At 48.1% G+C, this 17,592-nt stretch carries 10 protein-coding genes; 6 read left to right on the forward strand and 4 right to left on the reverse strand.

Annotated elements, in window-relative coordinates; genetic code table 11:
- Positions 1–52 precede the first annotated feature (52 nt).
- From ON006_RS12840 to ON006_RS12865, 6 genes are all read left to right on the forward strand, one after another.
- The gene (locus ON006_RS12840; protein WP_310590304.1) at positions 53–898 is read left to right on the forward strand and encodes an alpha/beta hydrolase; all 846 of its coding nucleotides are present in this window, start codon (positions 53–55) and stop codon (positions 896–898) included.
- A gap of 53 nt (positions 899–951) precedes the next feature.
- Positions 952–1,980 carry an alpha/beta fold hydrolase gene (locus tag ON006_RS12845; protein ID WP_244820192.1) on the forward strand — a complete coding sequence of 343 codons (1,029 nt, stop codon included), beginning with the start codon at positions 952–954 and terminating at the stop codon, positions 1,978–1,980.
- 8 nt (positions 1,981–1,988) lie between these two features.
- Positions 1,989–3,758, forward strand: coding sequence for an amidohydrolase (locus ON006_RS12850; protein ID WP_244820193.1), 1,770 nt, complete (start codon positions 1,989–1,991; stop codon positions 3,756–3,758).
- Between the two features lie 39 nt (positions 3,759–3,797).
- Positions 3,798–4,826 (forward strand): MBL fold metallo-hydrolase, encoded by a 1,029-nt coding sequence (locus ON006_RS12855; RefSeq protein ID WP_244820194.1) that lies wholly within the window; start codon positions 3,798–3,800, stop codon positions 4,824–4,826.
- Positions 4,827–4,832: 6 nt separating this feature from the next.
- On the forward strand, positions 4,833–6,197 hold the full coding sequence (locus ON006_RS12860) for an alginate export family protein (protein ID WP_244820195.1): 1,365 nt from the start codon (positions 4,833–4,835) through the stop codon (positions 6,195–6,197).
- A 200-nt stretch (positions 6,198–6,397) separates the two neighbouring features.
- Complete coding sequence (locus ON006_RS12865; RefSeq protein ID WP_244820196.1) at positions 6,398–6,970, forward strand: DUF2975 domain-containing protein; 573 nt, start codon at positions 6,398–6,400, stop codon at positions 6,968–6,970.
- 278 nt (positions 6,971–7,248) lie between these two features.
- Here ON006_RS12865 and ubiG read toward each other — a convergent pair whose 3' ends face one another.
- From ubiG to ON006_RS12885, 4 genes are all read right to left on the reverse strand, one after another.
- The gene (ubiG, locus tag ON006_RS12870; protein ID WP_244820197.1) at positions 7,249–8,049 is read right to left on the reverse strand and encodes a bifunctional 2-polyprenyl-6-hydroxyphenol methylase/3-demethylubiquinol 3-O-methyltransferase UbiG; all 801 of its coding nucleotides are present in this window, start codon (positions 8,047–8,049) and stop codon (positions 7,249–7,251) included.
- A gap of 32 nt (positions 8,050–8,081) precedes the next feature.
- Positions 8,082–11,954: a T9SS type A sorting domain-containing protein gene (locus tag ON006_RS12875; RefSeq protein ID WP_244820198.1), complete on the reverse strand. Its 3,873-nt coding sequence runs from the start codon at positions 11,952–11,954 to the stop codon at positions 8,082–8,084.
- Positions 11,955–12,038: 84 nt separating this feature from the next.
- Positions 12,039–13,082: a methyltransferase gene (locus tag ON006_RS12880; RefSeq protein WP_244820199.1), complete on the reverse strand. Its 1,044-nt coding sequence runs from the start codon at positions 13,080–13,082 to the stop codon at positions 12,039–12,041.
- 128 nt (positions 13,083–13,210) lie between these two features.
- Positions 13,211–17,356: a hybrid sensor histidine kinase/response regulator transcription factor gene (locus ON006_RS12885; protein WP_244820200.1), complete on the reverse strand. Its 4,146-nt coding sequence runs from the start codon at positions 17,354–17,356 to the stop codon at positions 13,211–13,213.
- Positions 17,357–17,592 lie beyond the last annotated feature (236 nt).

Consider the following 17,592-nt stretch of genomic DNA (forward strand, 5'->3'; position numbering starts at 1 on the left):
GAAACGATATATCGTTGGATAAGCCCGCTCAATATTAATTAATTAGTTGTATTTGAACAACTTACCATTCAGGCATTCTTTTGGCTCTGCTACCGCAAACGAAACAGCCAAAATGAAAAGCAATCCTTCTAAAACTATCCTTTTTATTACTGGCGCCTTTGTCAGTAACAGTTGTTGGGACGAATGGAAATTGTACTTTGAGAACAAAGGTTACCAAACTTTTGCGCCTCCCTGGCCCCACAAAGATGCACCTGCCGAAGAGCTGCGCAACCGGCAACCGGATCCGGCCATCGCCTCCATGACATTGGCAACATTGATCGAACATTATGCAGAGATCGCTGCCAATCTACCCGAGAAACCCATTATCATCGGACATTCCATCGGAGGACTGATTACACAATTACTCTTGCAGCGTGATCTCGGAGCAGTGGGAATCGCTATCCATTCCGTTCCGCCACAAGGGATTATGACATTCAAATTGTCATTCCTGATAGCAGGCTGGGGACCGCTTGGTTTTTTTACGCCTGTCGGCAAATCTTTTATGATATCGTTCAGGCAATGGCAGTATGCTTTTACGAACGGGCTGCCGCTGGAAGTTCAAAAACAAGGGTACTACGACCTGGCGATCCCTGAATCCAAACAGATCGTAAGGGACACGATCACAAAAGTGGCTCACGTTGACTTTGAAAAACCGCACGCCCCGCTCCTGCTCATTTCCGGTACTGAGGACCACACGATTCCTGCTTCCCTTAATTTTTCCAATTATCGTAAATACAGAAGCAGCGGCTCGGTCACAGATTTCAAAAAATTCCCCGGCCGCACGCATTATGTGCTCGGGCAAGCAGGTTGGGAGGAAATTGCCGAATACATTCAAAACTGGCTTGGAAAACATAGCTGACCAACATTTTAGTCTTTACTCACCGCAAATCTTCACTTAAAACTTTACACGTTATGAAATCACTATTCCTTTTGAACCGTACGTTTTCACAAAGCTGGAATCGTCTGTTTTACATTTCGGCCCTACTGATCACATTAGTTGCCTGTGACACCAAAAAAGGTGACCAGGCCAGCGCACCGGAAAAGGCGGACAGCACAGCCGCATCCGTTGCGGTACCACCCGCCGACCCGCCTGCGAACTTTAAGCACGAAACTGCCACCGTCAATGGTATTAAAATCCATTACGTTATTGGAGGCAAAGGCGAGCCATTACTACTTGTTCACGGTTTTGGACAAAACTGGTTTATGTGGAACCGGCTGCTGCCTGAGCTCTCGAAACATTTCACGGTCATAGCGCCTGATTTGCGCGGTGTGGGAGAATCGGACAAACCTGAAACTGGCTATGATAAAAAAACGATGGCCACCGATTTGCATGAATTGATGAAGAAGCTCGGCTATTCAAACATTAACCTTGCCGGCCACGACATTGGATTAATGGTAGCGTATGCCTACGCAGCTCAATTCCCAACAGATGTCAAAAAGATCGCTTTGATGGATGCATTGCTTCCTGGTATTGAGCCGGTATGGAGCCAGGTTTCGGCCGGAGCTTGGTGGTTTGGCTTCTTTGGCTGGCCGGCTTCGGGAAGCATTGTGGCAGGCAGAGAAAGGGAGTTTCTCACTAACTTCTGGCCGATGGTGGGGCATGTGAAAGATCCATTTACCAAACAGGAAACGGATGAGTTTATACGTGCTTATGCCGTTTCGGGTGGGACTACCGGCGCATTCCATTGGTTTGGTGCATTTCCGCAGGATGGAAAAGACAATGTAGAATTGGCCAAACATAAGCTTCCGATGCCGCTTCTGGCCCTGGGCGGCGAATATTTCGCAGCAGCTTTCCTGAAAGATCACTCCAAACTGGTCGCTACTCATGTTACCGAGGCTAAAATCCCGGGATCCGGGCATTGGGTGGTGCAGGAAAACACCGCGGCCGTTCAAAAGGCATTGATGGATTTCTTCATGGCAGACAGTACAAAAGCCCAATAAGCATTACTATGAAAACGATACTTATTGCAATACTCGCATTGACGAGCATGACTTTGCATGCCCAAAAGAATGCCGACCTGATCGTTACCAACGGAAAGATCGCAACGATGATAAAAGCCGGGGAGTTTGTACAGGCGGTGGCCGTTAAAGATGGGATCATACTTGCCACCGGCGATTCCAAAAGCATATTATCGGCCTATCAGAATGTAAAAACGAACATCATTGATGCCGGGGGCAAAACCATCGTGCCCGGCATCAACGACAGCCATATCCACATCATCCGTGAAGGCCTGCATTACAATGCAGAACTTCGCTGGGACGGCGTGAAAACCCTCGCAAGAGCGATGCAAATGCTAAAAGAGCAGGCAGCAAGGACTCCGCCCGGCGTGTGGGTGAAGGTCGTAGGTGGCTGGAATGAATTTCAGTTTGAGGAAAAACGGCAGCCTACATTGGCGGAGATCAACGCAGCGGTTCCCGATAAGCCGGTCTTTATTACCTACCTGTACGGTAAAGCATTTTTGAATAAAAAGGGAATTGAAACGCTGGGTTATGACAGCAAAACCCATTATGAAGGGAGCCTGGTGGAGCTCGACGGTGAGGGCAACCCAACAGGCATGTTGTATGCCAAAGAAACCCCGAAAGCCATTTACACAACGTTGGGGCTGACTACCAAACTTTCGCATGAAGAAAGGCTGAACAGCACGCTGCAGTACTACCGCGAACTGAACCGATTTGGCATCACCAGCGCGGGAGACGCGGCCGGTGGCGGGCAGAATTTCCCTGCCGACTATGCGGTAGCCCTGGAACTCGCCAAGAATGGTAAGCTAAATATCCGGACGTCCTATTTCCTGTTTGCCCAACAAAAAGGAAAGGAATTGCAGGATTACCAAAATTGGGTAAAAACAGCCTTCCCGAATAAAAATGACCATATGTTGATGCCGAATGGTTATTCCACGGAAGGCGCCGGTGAAAACCTGGTAGCTACGGCGGCCGATTTTGAAAATTTTCTGGAACCAAGGACTATCCTGTCGGATAGTATGGAAGGTGATTTGGAACCTGTGATCCGTTTGCTGGTGCAAAACCACTGGCCGTTCAGATTGCACGCGACCTATGGCGAATCCATTGAAAGGATGCTGGCGATTTTTGAAAAAGTGAATAAGGAAATTCCTTTTGACGGGCTACGCTGGTTTTTTGATCATGCCGAAACCATTACCGACAGCCAGTTGGCACGAGTAAAGCAACTAGGCGGCGGGATTGCAGTACAATTCCGAATGTATTACCAGGGAGAGCTGTACAACAAGCTTTACGGCCAGCCAGACAAACAATTGCCTCCAATCAAGAAAATGCTGGCAATGGGAATCCCGGTCGGAATGGGCACGGATGCAACGCGAATTTCTACATTCAATCCCTGGATGGCGTTTCATTGGCTTTTAACCGGCAAGACCATTGGCGGCATGCAGTTTTGGCCCAAAGATCAGGTGCTCGACCGTTTCACAGCCATGCATATATACACCTCCGGCAGCGCCTGGTTTACAGGCGAAGATACATTGAAAGGTAAGCTTGCAAAAGGCATGTACGCGGATTTCACGGTACTATCGAAGGATTACTTCAAGGTCTCGACCGATGAAGTCAGAAGCATTGAATCACTGCTCACCATTGTAAACGGCAAAGTAGTGTACGCCGCTGGCCCTTATAAAAAGCTCGATCCTGAGATTCCGGCAGTGATTCCGGAATGGTCGCCTGTGAAATTTTACGGAGGTTATCAGAGTAAAAACTAAGCGGGTACCAGCACCATTCACAAGACAAAAAATATCATCATGATCATTCTGAAAAGGATTTCCCATATCATTTTGCTAACCGGGTTTGTGCTTTTTTTCGCGCCCCATTTCGCTTTCGCGCAACTGCCTTTACCACCGCATGTACCGATCTGGGACGCTAATGTGGTTACATTGAAACTCCATAAGATCACGGAGTCTGTTTACGCTGTCATTCCGTCCACGGCTGAGACAGAAACAACCAAAGGCGTGCCGCAAGCAACAACCGCTGGGTTTATTATCGGGGAAAAAGGCATACTGCTGATTGAAACAATGATGACGAAACGTCTGTACGACCAACTCATTACATTGGTAAAATCTGTAAGTCAAAAACCGGTCCTGTATGCCGTCAACACCAGCGACCACGGTGACCATTGCTTTGGAAATTACCTCTTGCCGGAGCAGACGATGATCATTCAAAATGAATTTTGTAATGAAAATCTGACCAAAAACTACGAACAGATCAAACAGTTCATGGTCATGCTTTTTGGGACAAACCGCGGGATTGAAGACACCCGTTTCCGGGCTGCGGATATGCTCATACCGAAATTCCAAAACCTGAAAATTGACCTGGGCAACGGTAATTCGGTTGAGTTGATCAACACAGGAACCGCGCAATCACCGGCGGACCTGTTTGTGAAAGTACATTCAAAAGATCAGACAATTTGGTGGTTGGGAAACCCCTTTATCGCCGAAAGCCCTGCTATCCCATGGCTGTTTGACGGCTATTTTCTCGAACCCGTGGACAATCTCAAAAAGATCTACGCGATGATCGGTGACAATGATACGGTGGTACCCGGGCACGGACGCATTACCAACAAAGCTGGCATCAAATACACCATTGATTACGTCACCGCATTGAAAAGCCAGGTGGAGTCGGCGGTAAAAAAAGGACTGACATCCGAACAGGCGCGCACCCAGATCACGATGCCGGAATTTGACAAAGGATACATTCTGTACAACTGGCTGCACTACAATTTCAACATTCCCAATGCCTACAAGGACATTCAGAACCAGTACACTAAAAAGTAATTGATCATGAAGCAATTTCTGTTTTTCTGTCTGTGCTCGACTCACTGTTTTGCCCAGTTTACGCCGTCATTTAAACCGCTTCGTTATGATGAAAATTATGCGCCGCTGAAAGCCGATTCAACGACCAGCTTCTATCAAACTATCAAGTATAAGTCGTTGTCAGCCACGGGAAATGCATTTGTTAGCTTTGGCGGGGATGTTCGGTTCCAGTATTACCATGTGATCAATGATGAATGGGGTGAGCAGCTGGATAAAAACTACGGATATGTCTTCTCGCGTTACCTCGCGCATGCGGATTTTCACGCGGGGAAATATTTCAGGGCTTATCTAGAACTGCAAAGCGGAATGGCCAATGCGAAGGCCTCCACCAGTCCGGCCGACGAAAACCCATTGGACTTGCATCAGGCGTTTTTCGATGTCAATCTCGCACCCGGCAAACCTGCTAATCTGATACTCAGGGCCGGCAGGCAGGAGCTCTATTACGGATCTCAGCGGCTGATATCAGTACGGGAAGGCCCCAATAACCGGCATTCATTCGATGGCTTAAAAGTCATTTATGTAACACCAAATCGGCAAACCGATCTCTTTTACACGCATTATGTTGCTTCCAAAAAAGGGGTATTCGACGATGGTTTCAATAAAAATACCAGGCTATGGGGTGTCTACTCTGTTTTTAAAAATCTAAGGTTTATCAAAAATCTGGACTTATACTATCTGGGATTGGAGAAGAAAACCGCAGCCTACGACGACGGCAAAGCGAGGGAAGTCAGGCATTCGCTGGGGACTCGTATCTGGGGCAAAACCGAGCAATGGCGCTACGATCTGGAAGCGGTTTACCAGTTTGGAGATTTTGCAAACAAGAAAATAAATGCGTGGACTGCTTCTGCCCACATCGATTATATGTTGAACCACTTGAAGTTCGTCCCTGAAATTGGATTGAAGACCGAGATCATCAGCGGAGACGCTACCTATGGCGATAACAAACTGGGCACTTTCAATCCATTGTTTCCGCGTGGTGGGTACTTCGGGCTTGCCGCTCTGGTAGGGCCAGCCAACCTGATCGACGTGCACCCGTCCATCAATCTAACCTTAACAGAAAAGCTGGCATTAGATCTGGATTATGATGTTTTTTGGCGTTACAGCGTTCAGGACGGGGTTTATGGCCCCAATGCTGCATTGATTTACTCAGGCAAAAACACTTCTTCAAAGTTTACGGGGCAGCAGTACTCTGCTGTCATCGACTATGAAACAAGTCCATTTCTGAGTCTTGCGGGAGAATTTACATGGTTTAAAACGGGTCAATTTTTAAAAGAAGCCGGACCTGGGAAGAACATTCTCTTTGCCTGCATAACCGCCGAACTCAAATTTTAGATGCATTGACGGATCCAGCAAGAAACAGGTTTCGTTTGTACGCCGGATTTGGCTCTTTTGTAGCTCAACGGTGTTGCCCAACATTAAACCGGGAACTTGATGACTCCTTAACTAGTTAACACTTTTTATTAGTTTTCGATATATATATATTGAAAATCAATAAAAAGTGTTACTTTGCTTGAAACTTAAAATCATACATTATGAGAGAGGTGGATATGCTGAGATTTCCTACTTTGTTTTGCTGGGGTCTGTATTGTTTTATTGCAATTGCCGCCATTTATACAACCGGCATTTTTGTAAATCTTCAAATTAACCCCCAGGATTATGCCCATTGGAATGCAGGTGCCATGTTCCCAAAAGGTACACTAACCTATACTGCTGTCGAAACATGGAGTACTGTAACTTCAAATGACGCGACGCTTTTGTCATTCGATAAAATCAATACTTCGTCTCTGTATTTCAATTATTTCCAGATACTCGCTGTGCTTTTTCTTGCATTCATTAGTGTACGAGAGCTCTTGAACATTATCCGCTCCGTTGGACAAATCGATACTTTCCACAAGAGGAATATTTTATCCTTTCAAAAGATCAGCAAATACCTCTTCGTTATTTTTATTTTATCAGGATTCACATTCATAAGTGCCCCAGAAGCCAGTTTACGCAGCTATTCGTTACAATTAACCCCGTTGATGCTGTCCCTGGCTGCATTATTATTGGCAGAAATATTTAAAAGGGGCAACGAACTGCTCGAAGAGAATCAATTAACAATCTGAACCTATTAAGGGTTTAGCTCAAAATAACAGTGCTCTATTCCTCTTTTTTGAATATTTCTGACATGTTTTGCGAATCGAGCGCATTCATGTAAAAAGAAGACCTCCAATTTAGTGGAAGGTCTTCTTTTTACAGATACTGTCCCCTACTTAACAATTGAAATCATTCATCTTTCAGACCATTTATCATTGCAAACGAGTATTACTTTAAGGTTGATTTGCAGGCCTTTTTGTTTCAATGAGCAAGCTCATCGATAACTTAATGACCTGCTGCGCAATCCCTATTTCTTCACCGCGTATCCAGCGTAGAGTATATTCATGTCATCGCTCTCAACCAGGCAGAAGTTTTGGCCCAGTTCTACAAAAGTCCATTCTCCTTTAACACGTTTTCGGAGGTATTTCAGCATTTTGGGAATGGGTACGTTAGGCTCGGAACCTCTGTGTTCCTTCCATTCAAAACCGTTTTTTGCCAAAAGTCCTTTTATCTCTTCGGGCTTGATAAACATTTTCCAGACGTGCAGGTTAGGCGGCATAAACGCCCAGCGTTTCCACTCTTGCCAGATTTTAATGGCGACAAGCTTACTGATAAATGTCCTGTTGAGCGTGTCATAAAGGAAAACGCCATTAGGTTTAAGTACCCTTGAAATTTCAGAGATTACCTTCGGCAGATCGGCGACGTGTTCCAGAACATCACAACAAAACACGCAGTCAAACGACGCATCGGCGTAAGGAAGCTGCTCACCAGTACCTTTATCATAGGTAATGTCAAGCCCCATGGCTTTTGCATGACCTGCCGCTGTGCGGATCGACTCTTCCGCCGGATCAATACCAGTCGTGATGAATCCCATCCTGCAAATTTCTTCGGTGAGGATTCCGCCACCGCTGCCTACTTCGAGTGCTTTTTTACCTTTTGGGTCAAAGTTCAGCCTCTTTAAAGCGTCCATTGCGACACCCACACGCCAAGGGTTTACGGACGTTTTTAAGATGTGCAAAACATTCTCGGGGTTCCACCACAGGTCACCTTCCGCATTATAAAGGTCGTTGTCTATTTGGCTGTAAATTTCCGGGGCAATCTTTTCCATTTTTATTTTGGTTAATTGGTTTAAAAATTCTGTCACTGTTTCACAATTGGAATTGATTTTACATTGTTTTCAGAAGAAACTGATAGTATGTAAAAGCCTCCGGGTAAATGGGAAACGTCTAGTTTTTGATTGACTATTGTTCCAGTCATCACCGGTCTGCCAAGAATGTCCAGGATTCTGATATTGGATTGGGTACCTTCTATATTGATTATTCCGGTGGTCGGATTGGGGTAAATTTTCAGGAGCTTCCCACTGTCCATTTTTACGCCAACAATCCGGGAGAGTTCAACTTTACCATCGAAATCCAGCTGACGCAGCCGGTAATAGTTCATACCGTGTAATGGTAGCAGATCCAAGAAAGAGTAAGTGTTATTTTCTTTTGTAGTCCCGTTTCCATCCACGAAACCGACTTTTTCCCACATTCCACTATCAAGCCTGCGTTCAACTTCAAACCCCTGGTTGTCGATTTCCTCCGAAGTTTGCCAATCCAGTTTTACGGAATTATCCTGTTTTTTAGCTGTAAAACGTACCAGGGTTACCGGCAGGTTATTGGTATATTCCAGGCTCACTTCCCCTGAATTGGGTGAATTGTATTTTATATCCCAGTGCTCTGGCAGCCCTGTTACCGAACTGAATGTGCCGGATATCGCAGTAGCGTCAATAATGGTAACTACATCTCCGTCATTTGGCGCCGGAAAGTTGAAAGTGAGTGCCAGCGTGCCTCCTAATGTTGCCGTTCCATTCACGACGACCTGGTCGTAAGCCGTACCCGCCACGCCAGTACCGTTCACTTCGATAGCCAGGATGCCGTTACTTAAATTTTCGTCACCATCAATGGTCTGTTTTCCGGGCGAATAACCGGGAGACAGTGTACCTCCCGCGGCCACGAAGTAGGCGGCGGGGATCTTTCCCGTGCCCTGAAGAACGCCGCCGGCATTGTTGGTAAAAATCAGCGCCATTAGATCTTCATTTCCTATCAGGTCCGCGACGCTTTGCAATGCGCCGATTTTGAGAGTGCCGTTATTTAAAAACTTCCCGTTGGCATGGAAGCCGCTAATACCGATCCCACAACGGTCAAGGGTGATTTGTCCGCCATCGTTTGCGAAAGTACCCAAGTAAACATCAATTCCCTGCTCGACATTTGTCGCACCTGAGGCACCGACGATGATACTTCCCTGATTGGTGGTCGTGCCGATATGAACGCTAAAACCGATTTGCCACGCACGGTCGATCGTAATCTGTCCGGTTGCCGTGTTATTGAAGGTGGCTGCTGAATTGATGCCGAAGGCGCCCACGCCTCCGGTGCTGCCGATTTTGATAGAAGCTTCATTGGTAAACACGCCCTCGTCGTTGAATATACCCGCAAAACCTACATTGTCGATGGTAACCAGTCCGCCTGTCTTGTTACTGAAAGTACCCAGGTTGTCGATGCCGTACTCGCCCGAGACATTCGTAATGTTGATCGTTCCGCTGTTTTCCACCGTTCCTCCATTTTGAAGGCCATTTGCACCTGTGCCAGTGATAACGGTGGTTCCCCTGTTAAGCATCGTCCCCTGGTTTAAGAGTCCCTGTGAGTTGGAGTTTTGGATTGTTAAACTAGCCATACCTTCAACCGTAAGCACGCCGCCGGTCGCAATAGTGACCGACTTGGAAACCGCCGCGCCGGAGCCGATTACGGGATCATTCGCGACGTCGGGTATCGTCACATCTGAAGAGATATCGGGGATCCCCGATGACCAGTTTGCGGCGTTGTTCCAGTCCACGTCGACGACGCCCGTCCAGGTGGCTTGCCCTGTTCCGTAAATCAGTACAACCGCAGTTGGATAATAAACGACATGCCAGCCTACCGGAATGCCAACGAGGGAGGCAAAAGTGCCGGTTACCTGCGTAGCGCTTACTATAACAATCTGATCACCGATAGTAGCCGGATAATTGACAGACAGACTAAGTGTGCCGCCCAATGTTGCCGTTCCGGACACTATTACCTGGTCAAAATCAACACCTGCAGTTCCTTTACCATTCACTTCCATGACAAGGATGTTGTTGCTGAAGTTCTCATTTGTTGTAAAAGTTAGTTTCCCTGGAGAGTAACCAGGCGATAAAGTACCACCGGCATTGGTAAAATTCGCTGCAGCGATTTCACCAGTGCCCATCAAAACACCATCTGTATTGTTGTTAAATTGGCCATTGAAAGCCGTTATTAGCTTTGAAATGGGTGTCAGCGCCCCGATCGTTATATCTCCGCTATTGGTGACGGTGTTTGACGAGAGTGCAATACCCGAGGTCGTAACACGGTTAATTTTAATCCGGGCACCAATGTTATTGTTCAAAACACCCTCATTATAGATGCCGTAGTTACCCACATTACCCGTATTGCCGATATTGATAGTACCATTGTTTTGGATGGTGCCCTGGTTCCAGACTCCTTGGTTGAGCGCTCCATTGACAGACAGAGCGCCTAAGATGGTGACGGTGAGCACTGCATCCGATTTTACAATAACAGATTTGGCGACAGCTCCCGGAGCATATATAACCGGGTCATTAGCGACGTCAGGAATTGTAACTTCCGAATTCGGATCAGGTACGCCGACTGACCAGTTGGCGGCATCATGCCATTCGGAACTGACGCTGCCATTCCAGACATTGCCATTCACCCCGCCGTAAATCAACATTACACTGACGGGCGTATATTGGACGGTCCAATTCGCGGGCAAGCCTGTTACAGTACCAAAAGCACCCGTGAAGCCGGAACCGCTCAGGATTGTAATCTGGTCGCCCACAGTTGGCGTATAGTTAATTGATAATGCCAATGTGCCACCCAATGTTGCTGTTCCATTCACGACGACCTGGTCGTAATCCGTACCCGCCACGCCGGCTCCGTTCACTTCGATAGCCAGGATGCCGTTACTTAAATTTTCGTCACCATTAATGGTCTGTTTTCCGGGCGAATAGCCGGGAGACAGTGTACCTCCCGCGGCAACGAAGTGGACGGCGGGGATCTTTCCCGTGCCCTGAAGAATACCGCCGGTATTGTTGGTAAAAATCAGCGCCGTAAACTCTTCATTTCCTATCAGGTCCGCAACGCTTTGCAATGCGCCGATTTTGAGAGTACCGTTATTTAAAAACTTCCCGTTGGCATGGAAGCCGCTAATACCGATCCCACAACGGTCAAGGGTGATTTGTCCGCCACCGTTTGCGAAAGTACCCAAGTAAACATTAATTCCCTGCTCGACATTTGTCGCACCTGAGGCACCGACGATGATACTTCCCTGATTGGTGGTCGTGCCGATATGAACGCTAAAACCGATTTGCCACGCACGGTCGATCGTAATCTGTCCGGTTGCCGTGTTATTGAAGGTGGCTGCTGAATTGATGCCGAAGGCGCCCACGCCTCCGGTGCTGCCGATTTTGATAGAAGCTTCATTGGTAAACACGCCCTCGTCGTTGAATATACCCGCAAAACCTACATTGTCGATGGTAACCAGTCCGCCTGTCTTGTTACTGAAAGTGCCCAGGTTGTCGATGCCGTACTCGCCCGAGACATTCGTAATGTTAATCGTTCCGCTGTTTTCCACCGTTCCTCCATTTTGAAGGCCATTTGCGCTGGAACCATTAATGGCCAAACTACCCGCAACCTGTACCGTAAGCAAGCCCCCGACCGTGATGTTGACCGATTTGGCTAACGCTCCGGCTGAACTGATCACCGGATCGTTTGTAACGTTCGGGATTGTCACATCCGACGTGGCTACGGGCACTCCCGACGACCAGTTACCAGCAGTGTTCCAATCAGTGTTAATGATGCCAGTCCATGTGGTTTGTGCAAACACGCTGCCTGCAGACAAAACCAAGCCAAGCAACGAGAACAATAATCCGCATCTTAACGAAGCGGGTGCTGTCTTTTCCATTTCTATTTTTCGATTAGTTGGTCAAAAAGCCTTTCGAGCGTCAGACAGAACGCCCGACGCTTTATTTATTAAAAGAGAGCCGCATTATTTAAGGGCAATGGCCGCACTGGTCGGCCCTACGAGCGGCAGCAACGAGGTGGAACTGAACCCCACTAGCTGAGCCCATCTGGTGAAGTCCGCGAAAGTGTAGTCGAAGCCGGTACCTGTTTCAATGAGCATATTTAAACTCATCATCAGGCCGAAGACATTTGTTTTTCTGTCATCATCAATTACATTTTCAATGGCCACAAAAACTCCTCCTTTGGGCAGAGCAGCATAGGCGCTTTTCATCAGGCTGAGTTTTTGTTCCTCATCCCAGTCATGAAGAATGTTACCCATAACCACCATATCGGCTGCCGGAAAGGCATCGTTGAAAAAGTCACCCGATACCGCCTTAACCCGTCCGTTTAACCCGGCTTTCGCGATCGTTTTTTCCGCAATAGCGGTCACACCCGGCAGGTCCATACTTACGCAGGACATGTGTGCCTGGTGATTGGCAACCACCGTAGAAAGTAAGCCGCTGGAACCACCTGCATCCGTCAGGGTTTTGTATTTTGAAAAATCAAACTTTTGAGCGAAAGCCATAAATGCCCCTATCTGAATGCCGGTCATGGCGTTCATAAAGCTTTCCAATTGTTCGGGTGACTTATAAATTGCATCAAACAAATTCTCTCCATGCTTTGCTTCATTTTGTGGCTTTCCGGTCCGCAGCCCTTCTTCCAGCGTTCCCCAGAAACCGTACAGGCGGTTGTTAAGCATTTTGAGCATTCCCCCGACATAGGTTGGCTTTTTTAGGTCCAGAAACAGATCAGTATCGGGTGTGTTGGAATAGGCGGCGGTTTCCAGGATGCCGGTACGGTTTAAAAAGCCAAATCCGGTGAGCGTATCCAAAAAGTCGTACATATTCCTGTCGCTGCAATGCAGGTTCAGTTTTTGTTTCAGTTGAGCGGCAGTTAACGGATTGCTGTCGGCCAGCAGGGTGAACAGGTCGAATTCGACGGCGGTCAACAATACTTTAGATGCCCAAAAGCCGGTACCCATTTGAAGAATGTGCCCGGGCGAGGGTTCAGTAGACTGATTCGTTGTCATCGTTTTGAATTGAAATAGTTTAGGTTACAAATGTGCCAGTGTGAAACAGGGGGATGGCATAAAACCCATGCAGCAAACGTATCGAAGGCTGCGCGGGTTGTGGTGGACTATTCGTTCAAAAAGGTGGACTATTGTTTCAACCGCCGGAATTCGGTCGGAGATTGGTCAAATTCTTCGGAAAACAGCCTGCTGAAATACTTGGGATCTTCAAATCCCACTGCATAAGCTACTTCGGAAACAGTCATGGCAGTAGTGGTCAGCAAATGGCGGGACTCGGTCAGGCGGAGCATTCGATCATAGCGGGTGACCGACATTCCAGTGAGGGCGATCATCTTCCGGTGGAGCGAAGAGCGGCTCATACCAATCTGTTGGCAAATCGTTTCCATCGATGCCGGGTTATTGCCCCACTGCTCTTCCAATGCTGACCGTAGTCTTTGCAAAAACAAATTTTCGAGAGACTCGTTTTCCTCAACAGGTGCCATGTCCGCGTGCGCAGACTCCATTACCTGCTGGCTGTAATAGGCCCATAACCGGCGGCGGGATTGCAGCAGGTTACTCAGCACAACCTCCAACTCCTCCCGTTGAAACGGTTTAGTCAGATAAGCGTCGGCGCCACGGCGAAGTCCGCTGATCCGGTCCGCCATACCAGCCCGGGCAGTCAGCATGACGATCGGAATGTGACTTGTCGCGGGATTGTTTTTCAGTGAATCGCACAGCTCATAACCATCTTTCAATGGCATCATCACATCGGTCAGGATCAGGTCCGGGATATTTTCTAATGCCAGTTCAATGCCTGCCTCACCATTGTCGGCGCGGATAATGTGGTAATCGGTACTCATCGCGGAGACAATGTAAGCGGCTACATCCTCATTGTCTTCCACCAGCAGCAGAACCGGTTTTTCTCCGGCTACATCACTCGGTACTGTGGGCGTTTCCGGCATTTCAAGGCTACTGGAAACCAGCTCGACCTGTGGTAGCAGAACGAAGGGCGCTTGCCGGGTCCGGCGGAAACGAACCAGAAACTCAGCTCCCTGCCCGGGTACGCTTCGAACCGCCAGGCCGCCCTGCATCAGGGAGACCAGTTCACGTACCAGCGCCAGGCCAATGCCAGTCCCGCTTGTTTCGGAAGCCTGCTGGCCGGAAACCTGAAAAAACCGATCAAAGATCAGCGGCAACTTATCGGCTTCGATACCCGGACCGGTATTACGGACGTAGATTGAAATCCATTGGCTATCCGGCTGTTGTACCGACGAAACCGCTTCATAAAATCCCTGGCTATGGAGTGGCCCTTCGTTTTCGCTGGCCGTAGTGGAATCGACCGTTAACCGGAGGTATACCTGGCCACCGCTTGGTGTAAATTTGATAGCATTGGTTAAAAGATTCGATAAAATATCTTGCAGTTTATCTTTGTCAAAATCGGCTTCCAAATCCCGCTCAGCCGAATGAAAATGCATTTGAATGTCCTTGGCGGCTGCCATGGTATCGAAAGACTCGGCGACATAACGTGCGAACCGGACGAAATCAGCCCGGATCGGCTGCCAGGACATTGCCCCCGATTCGAGTTTGGAAAGGTCCAGAATCTGATTGATCAACCGCAGCAGGCTACTGCCATTGCGCTCAATCAAGTCAGCCACCCGACGGCTTCGCTCTACAATCTGGCTGGGTTCGTAACGTTTCAGCTCAGAGGTCATACCCAGAATAACAGTCAGCGGTGTGCGAAACTCGTGGGAAATATTGGCAAAAAACCGTGACTTGGCTTCATTGAGCAGATGAAGCGACTTCGCCTGACGCTCAATAACTTGTTTATCCTGTTCAATGCGGGCAGTAGCGTGCCTGATCTCGGCTTCGAGTCGGAGTTGTTCCTGCTGGTGGTTCCAGATCCGCCATTTCAACCAGCCCCAGATACCGGCAATCAATAACAGCGTTACTAAGCCCAGAAACCATAACTGTAGATAAAAAGGCCGCCTGACGTCAATCCCGATCGTTAATGTGTTGGACGACCATTGCCCGTTGGTCGCCTGCCCCTTGATCAGTAACTGGTATTGGCCGTAAGGCAGGTTCCCCAGCCTTAACGACGATTCGGCCTGCTGGGTCCAGGCATTGTCCAGGCCCTTCAACTGATAGGCATATACGTTCTTATCTGCGTCGGCAAAATTCAGCATTGCAAATTCAAGCACAGCGGTTTGTTCACCTGGCTGGATAATGATTTGCTGCGTTTTAGCGAGTTCCTCTGTTTTGTCTTTGAGCTGACCCAGTGCGTTATCGAATTGACGAAACGAAACCACGCGCATAGGCAGCGGAGCCGGCGGTTTTTCGCTTTCGAAGTCCCGGGGATCAAACGAAGTAATTCCATTCAGCCCCCCAAAATATATCTTTCCGGCTTTATCCTGAAAATGCGCGATGCGGTTAAACTCATCATGGGTAACACCGTCCTGGGTAAAATACGCCCGGGTAGTCAGCTTGGCCGGGTTGAATTGCATGATACCGTGGTCGCTGCTTAACCAAAGCGTGCCTCTCCGATCCGGGTATATGGCGTGTATATTGTCATTGGTGAGCCCCTCTGTGCGCCGGAACTGCCGGTATTCATTCCGTTTCTTATCCCATCGTATCAATCCTGCATTGGCTGTTCCCAACCAATAGATACCGTTTTGATCCTGATAAAAATGCTCGTAAGCGTCACCTGGCAAATGAAAACTACCTTTCCCACCACTCCAATACCGGGCAGTGACGCCTTTGACCGGGTCAATGGTATACAAACCGGTTCCCGAGCAAATCCAGAACGTACCATTCCGATCAGGCGCAATGTATAGCACATGCGACTGCGCAAGCTCGGGAAACTGGTTATAGTCGGCAAATGATTCCAGCCGGCCGGTTTTGGAATCCGCCACCCACAACCCCAGACGACCGCCTGCCAGCCACCGATCTTCACCAAATGGATGGAGCGCCCATATCGTACTGTTATTGAGTAGCTGATATGCCGTTTGCTTGCCAGTTTTACGGTCATAGTCAACCAATTGATTTGCCAATCCTATCATGAGCCGCCCAGGCGGATGATCGATCAGGGCAATTGTTGGCCCATGAAGCGGATCGCTCAAAAGTTTTTTTACCGATCCACCGACTATATTGCTGGTGTACAGTCCAAACTTTTCGAAACTGGCATAGAGTGTGTCCCCGCTAACTGTGATTCCGCGAATGGCAGCTGCTTTTTCTCCGGTGTAGGTAGCATTGTAAAATAACCTTCGAAAGTAATTGGGCACCACTTTTATCTGATACACGCCAAAACTTGTCCCCAACCACATCGAACCATTTTGATCCACAAAAAAGCTCCGGTTGACTACGGCTTCTCCCGTCAGCTGATCCGCAATATCCAGAAGCAATGCACCGGTTTTGTCGCGGAGACGGGTTCCATCCCATATTGCGCCGGTTTTATCAAAGACATAACAAACCGGAAAAAGTGCATGTGATAAAACGGGTTGCTGTGTGTGCGGAATTTGGTGCCGTTCGCCCGAGTCGTCAATTCTGTACGCTTTAACGAAGCCGTCTGACAGATTTGAAGCCAAATAACAAAATTCGGTACCCGCGTTGCGTTGCCCCAGACAATTTGTAAACAAGTCCTCTGCATGCTTATACTCTTTAAGAATTCGTCCGTCAGTGGTAAGTTCAACAAAATTCTGTCCGTCGGCGATGGCCCAAACGGTATTGCGAGCGGTTATCTGGCGGATGGTCAGTTGTTTGAACCGCGAAAGACGGACATGCCTAAGGCCTGATTTTGGGTGATAAGACGAAAGTACAGCTGGACGGAAATTGGCAAAAAATATAGTTCCATCCGTGCTGCCAAATAGGCGCTGCGGAAAATTCAAGTAGTTACCGGTGTGCTTTTCTCCGAATTTTTTCTCAAAAGGAATTGTCTTTCCCGTCAATGGATTGAACAGGGCTATCCGGGATTCCCCATACGGCCCCATGAGCCATAACAGGCCATCGGCGTCTTGGGCAATGGATTGTATATCATCAAATTCAAGCCCGTTACGATCTTTGGTGAAATTGGTAAAAGTTTTCCCATCAAACCGGCTGAGTCCAAACTTGGTACCAAACCATATAAATCCTTGCCGGTCCTGAAAGATCGCATTTACTTCCCGGTGCGCAAGGCCATCCTCGGGGCCATAATGCTTCACCCACGCCACATAGGGTTGGGCCGCATTCGGTTGGGCCGAGCGCGGCCGGGCCGCACCCGGTTGTTGTGCACCCGGCTGGCCTTTTGCCCAAGTGCACAACAAAATAACTACGCCTATTACAAGACCTGCCGTTTTCAAATGATTCACTAAAACATACAAAAACAGGAAACAGACCCGACCTACTTCATTTCAGTTGTAGTTAGATTTTTACCCTCATTAAATTCTTTCGACGAGCGGCGCTGCCCCCAATCCTTGACATAGTTAAATTTAATCTTAAATAGGCACAACAACAAAGATCTTTATGGCGCCATTGCTTTTAAATACCGGATCTCATCACT

Origin of the sequence: Dyadobacter pollutisoli (assembly GCF_026625565.1) — a bacterium.
Lineage (GTDB): Bacteria > Bacteroidota > Bacteroidia > Cytophagales > Spirosomataceae > Dyadobacter > Dyadobacter pollutisoli.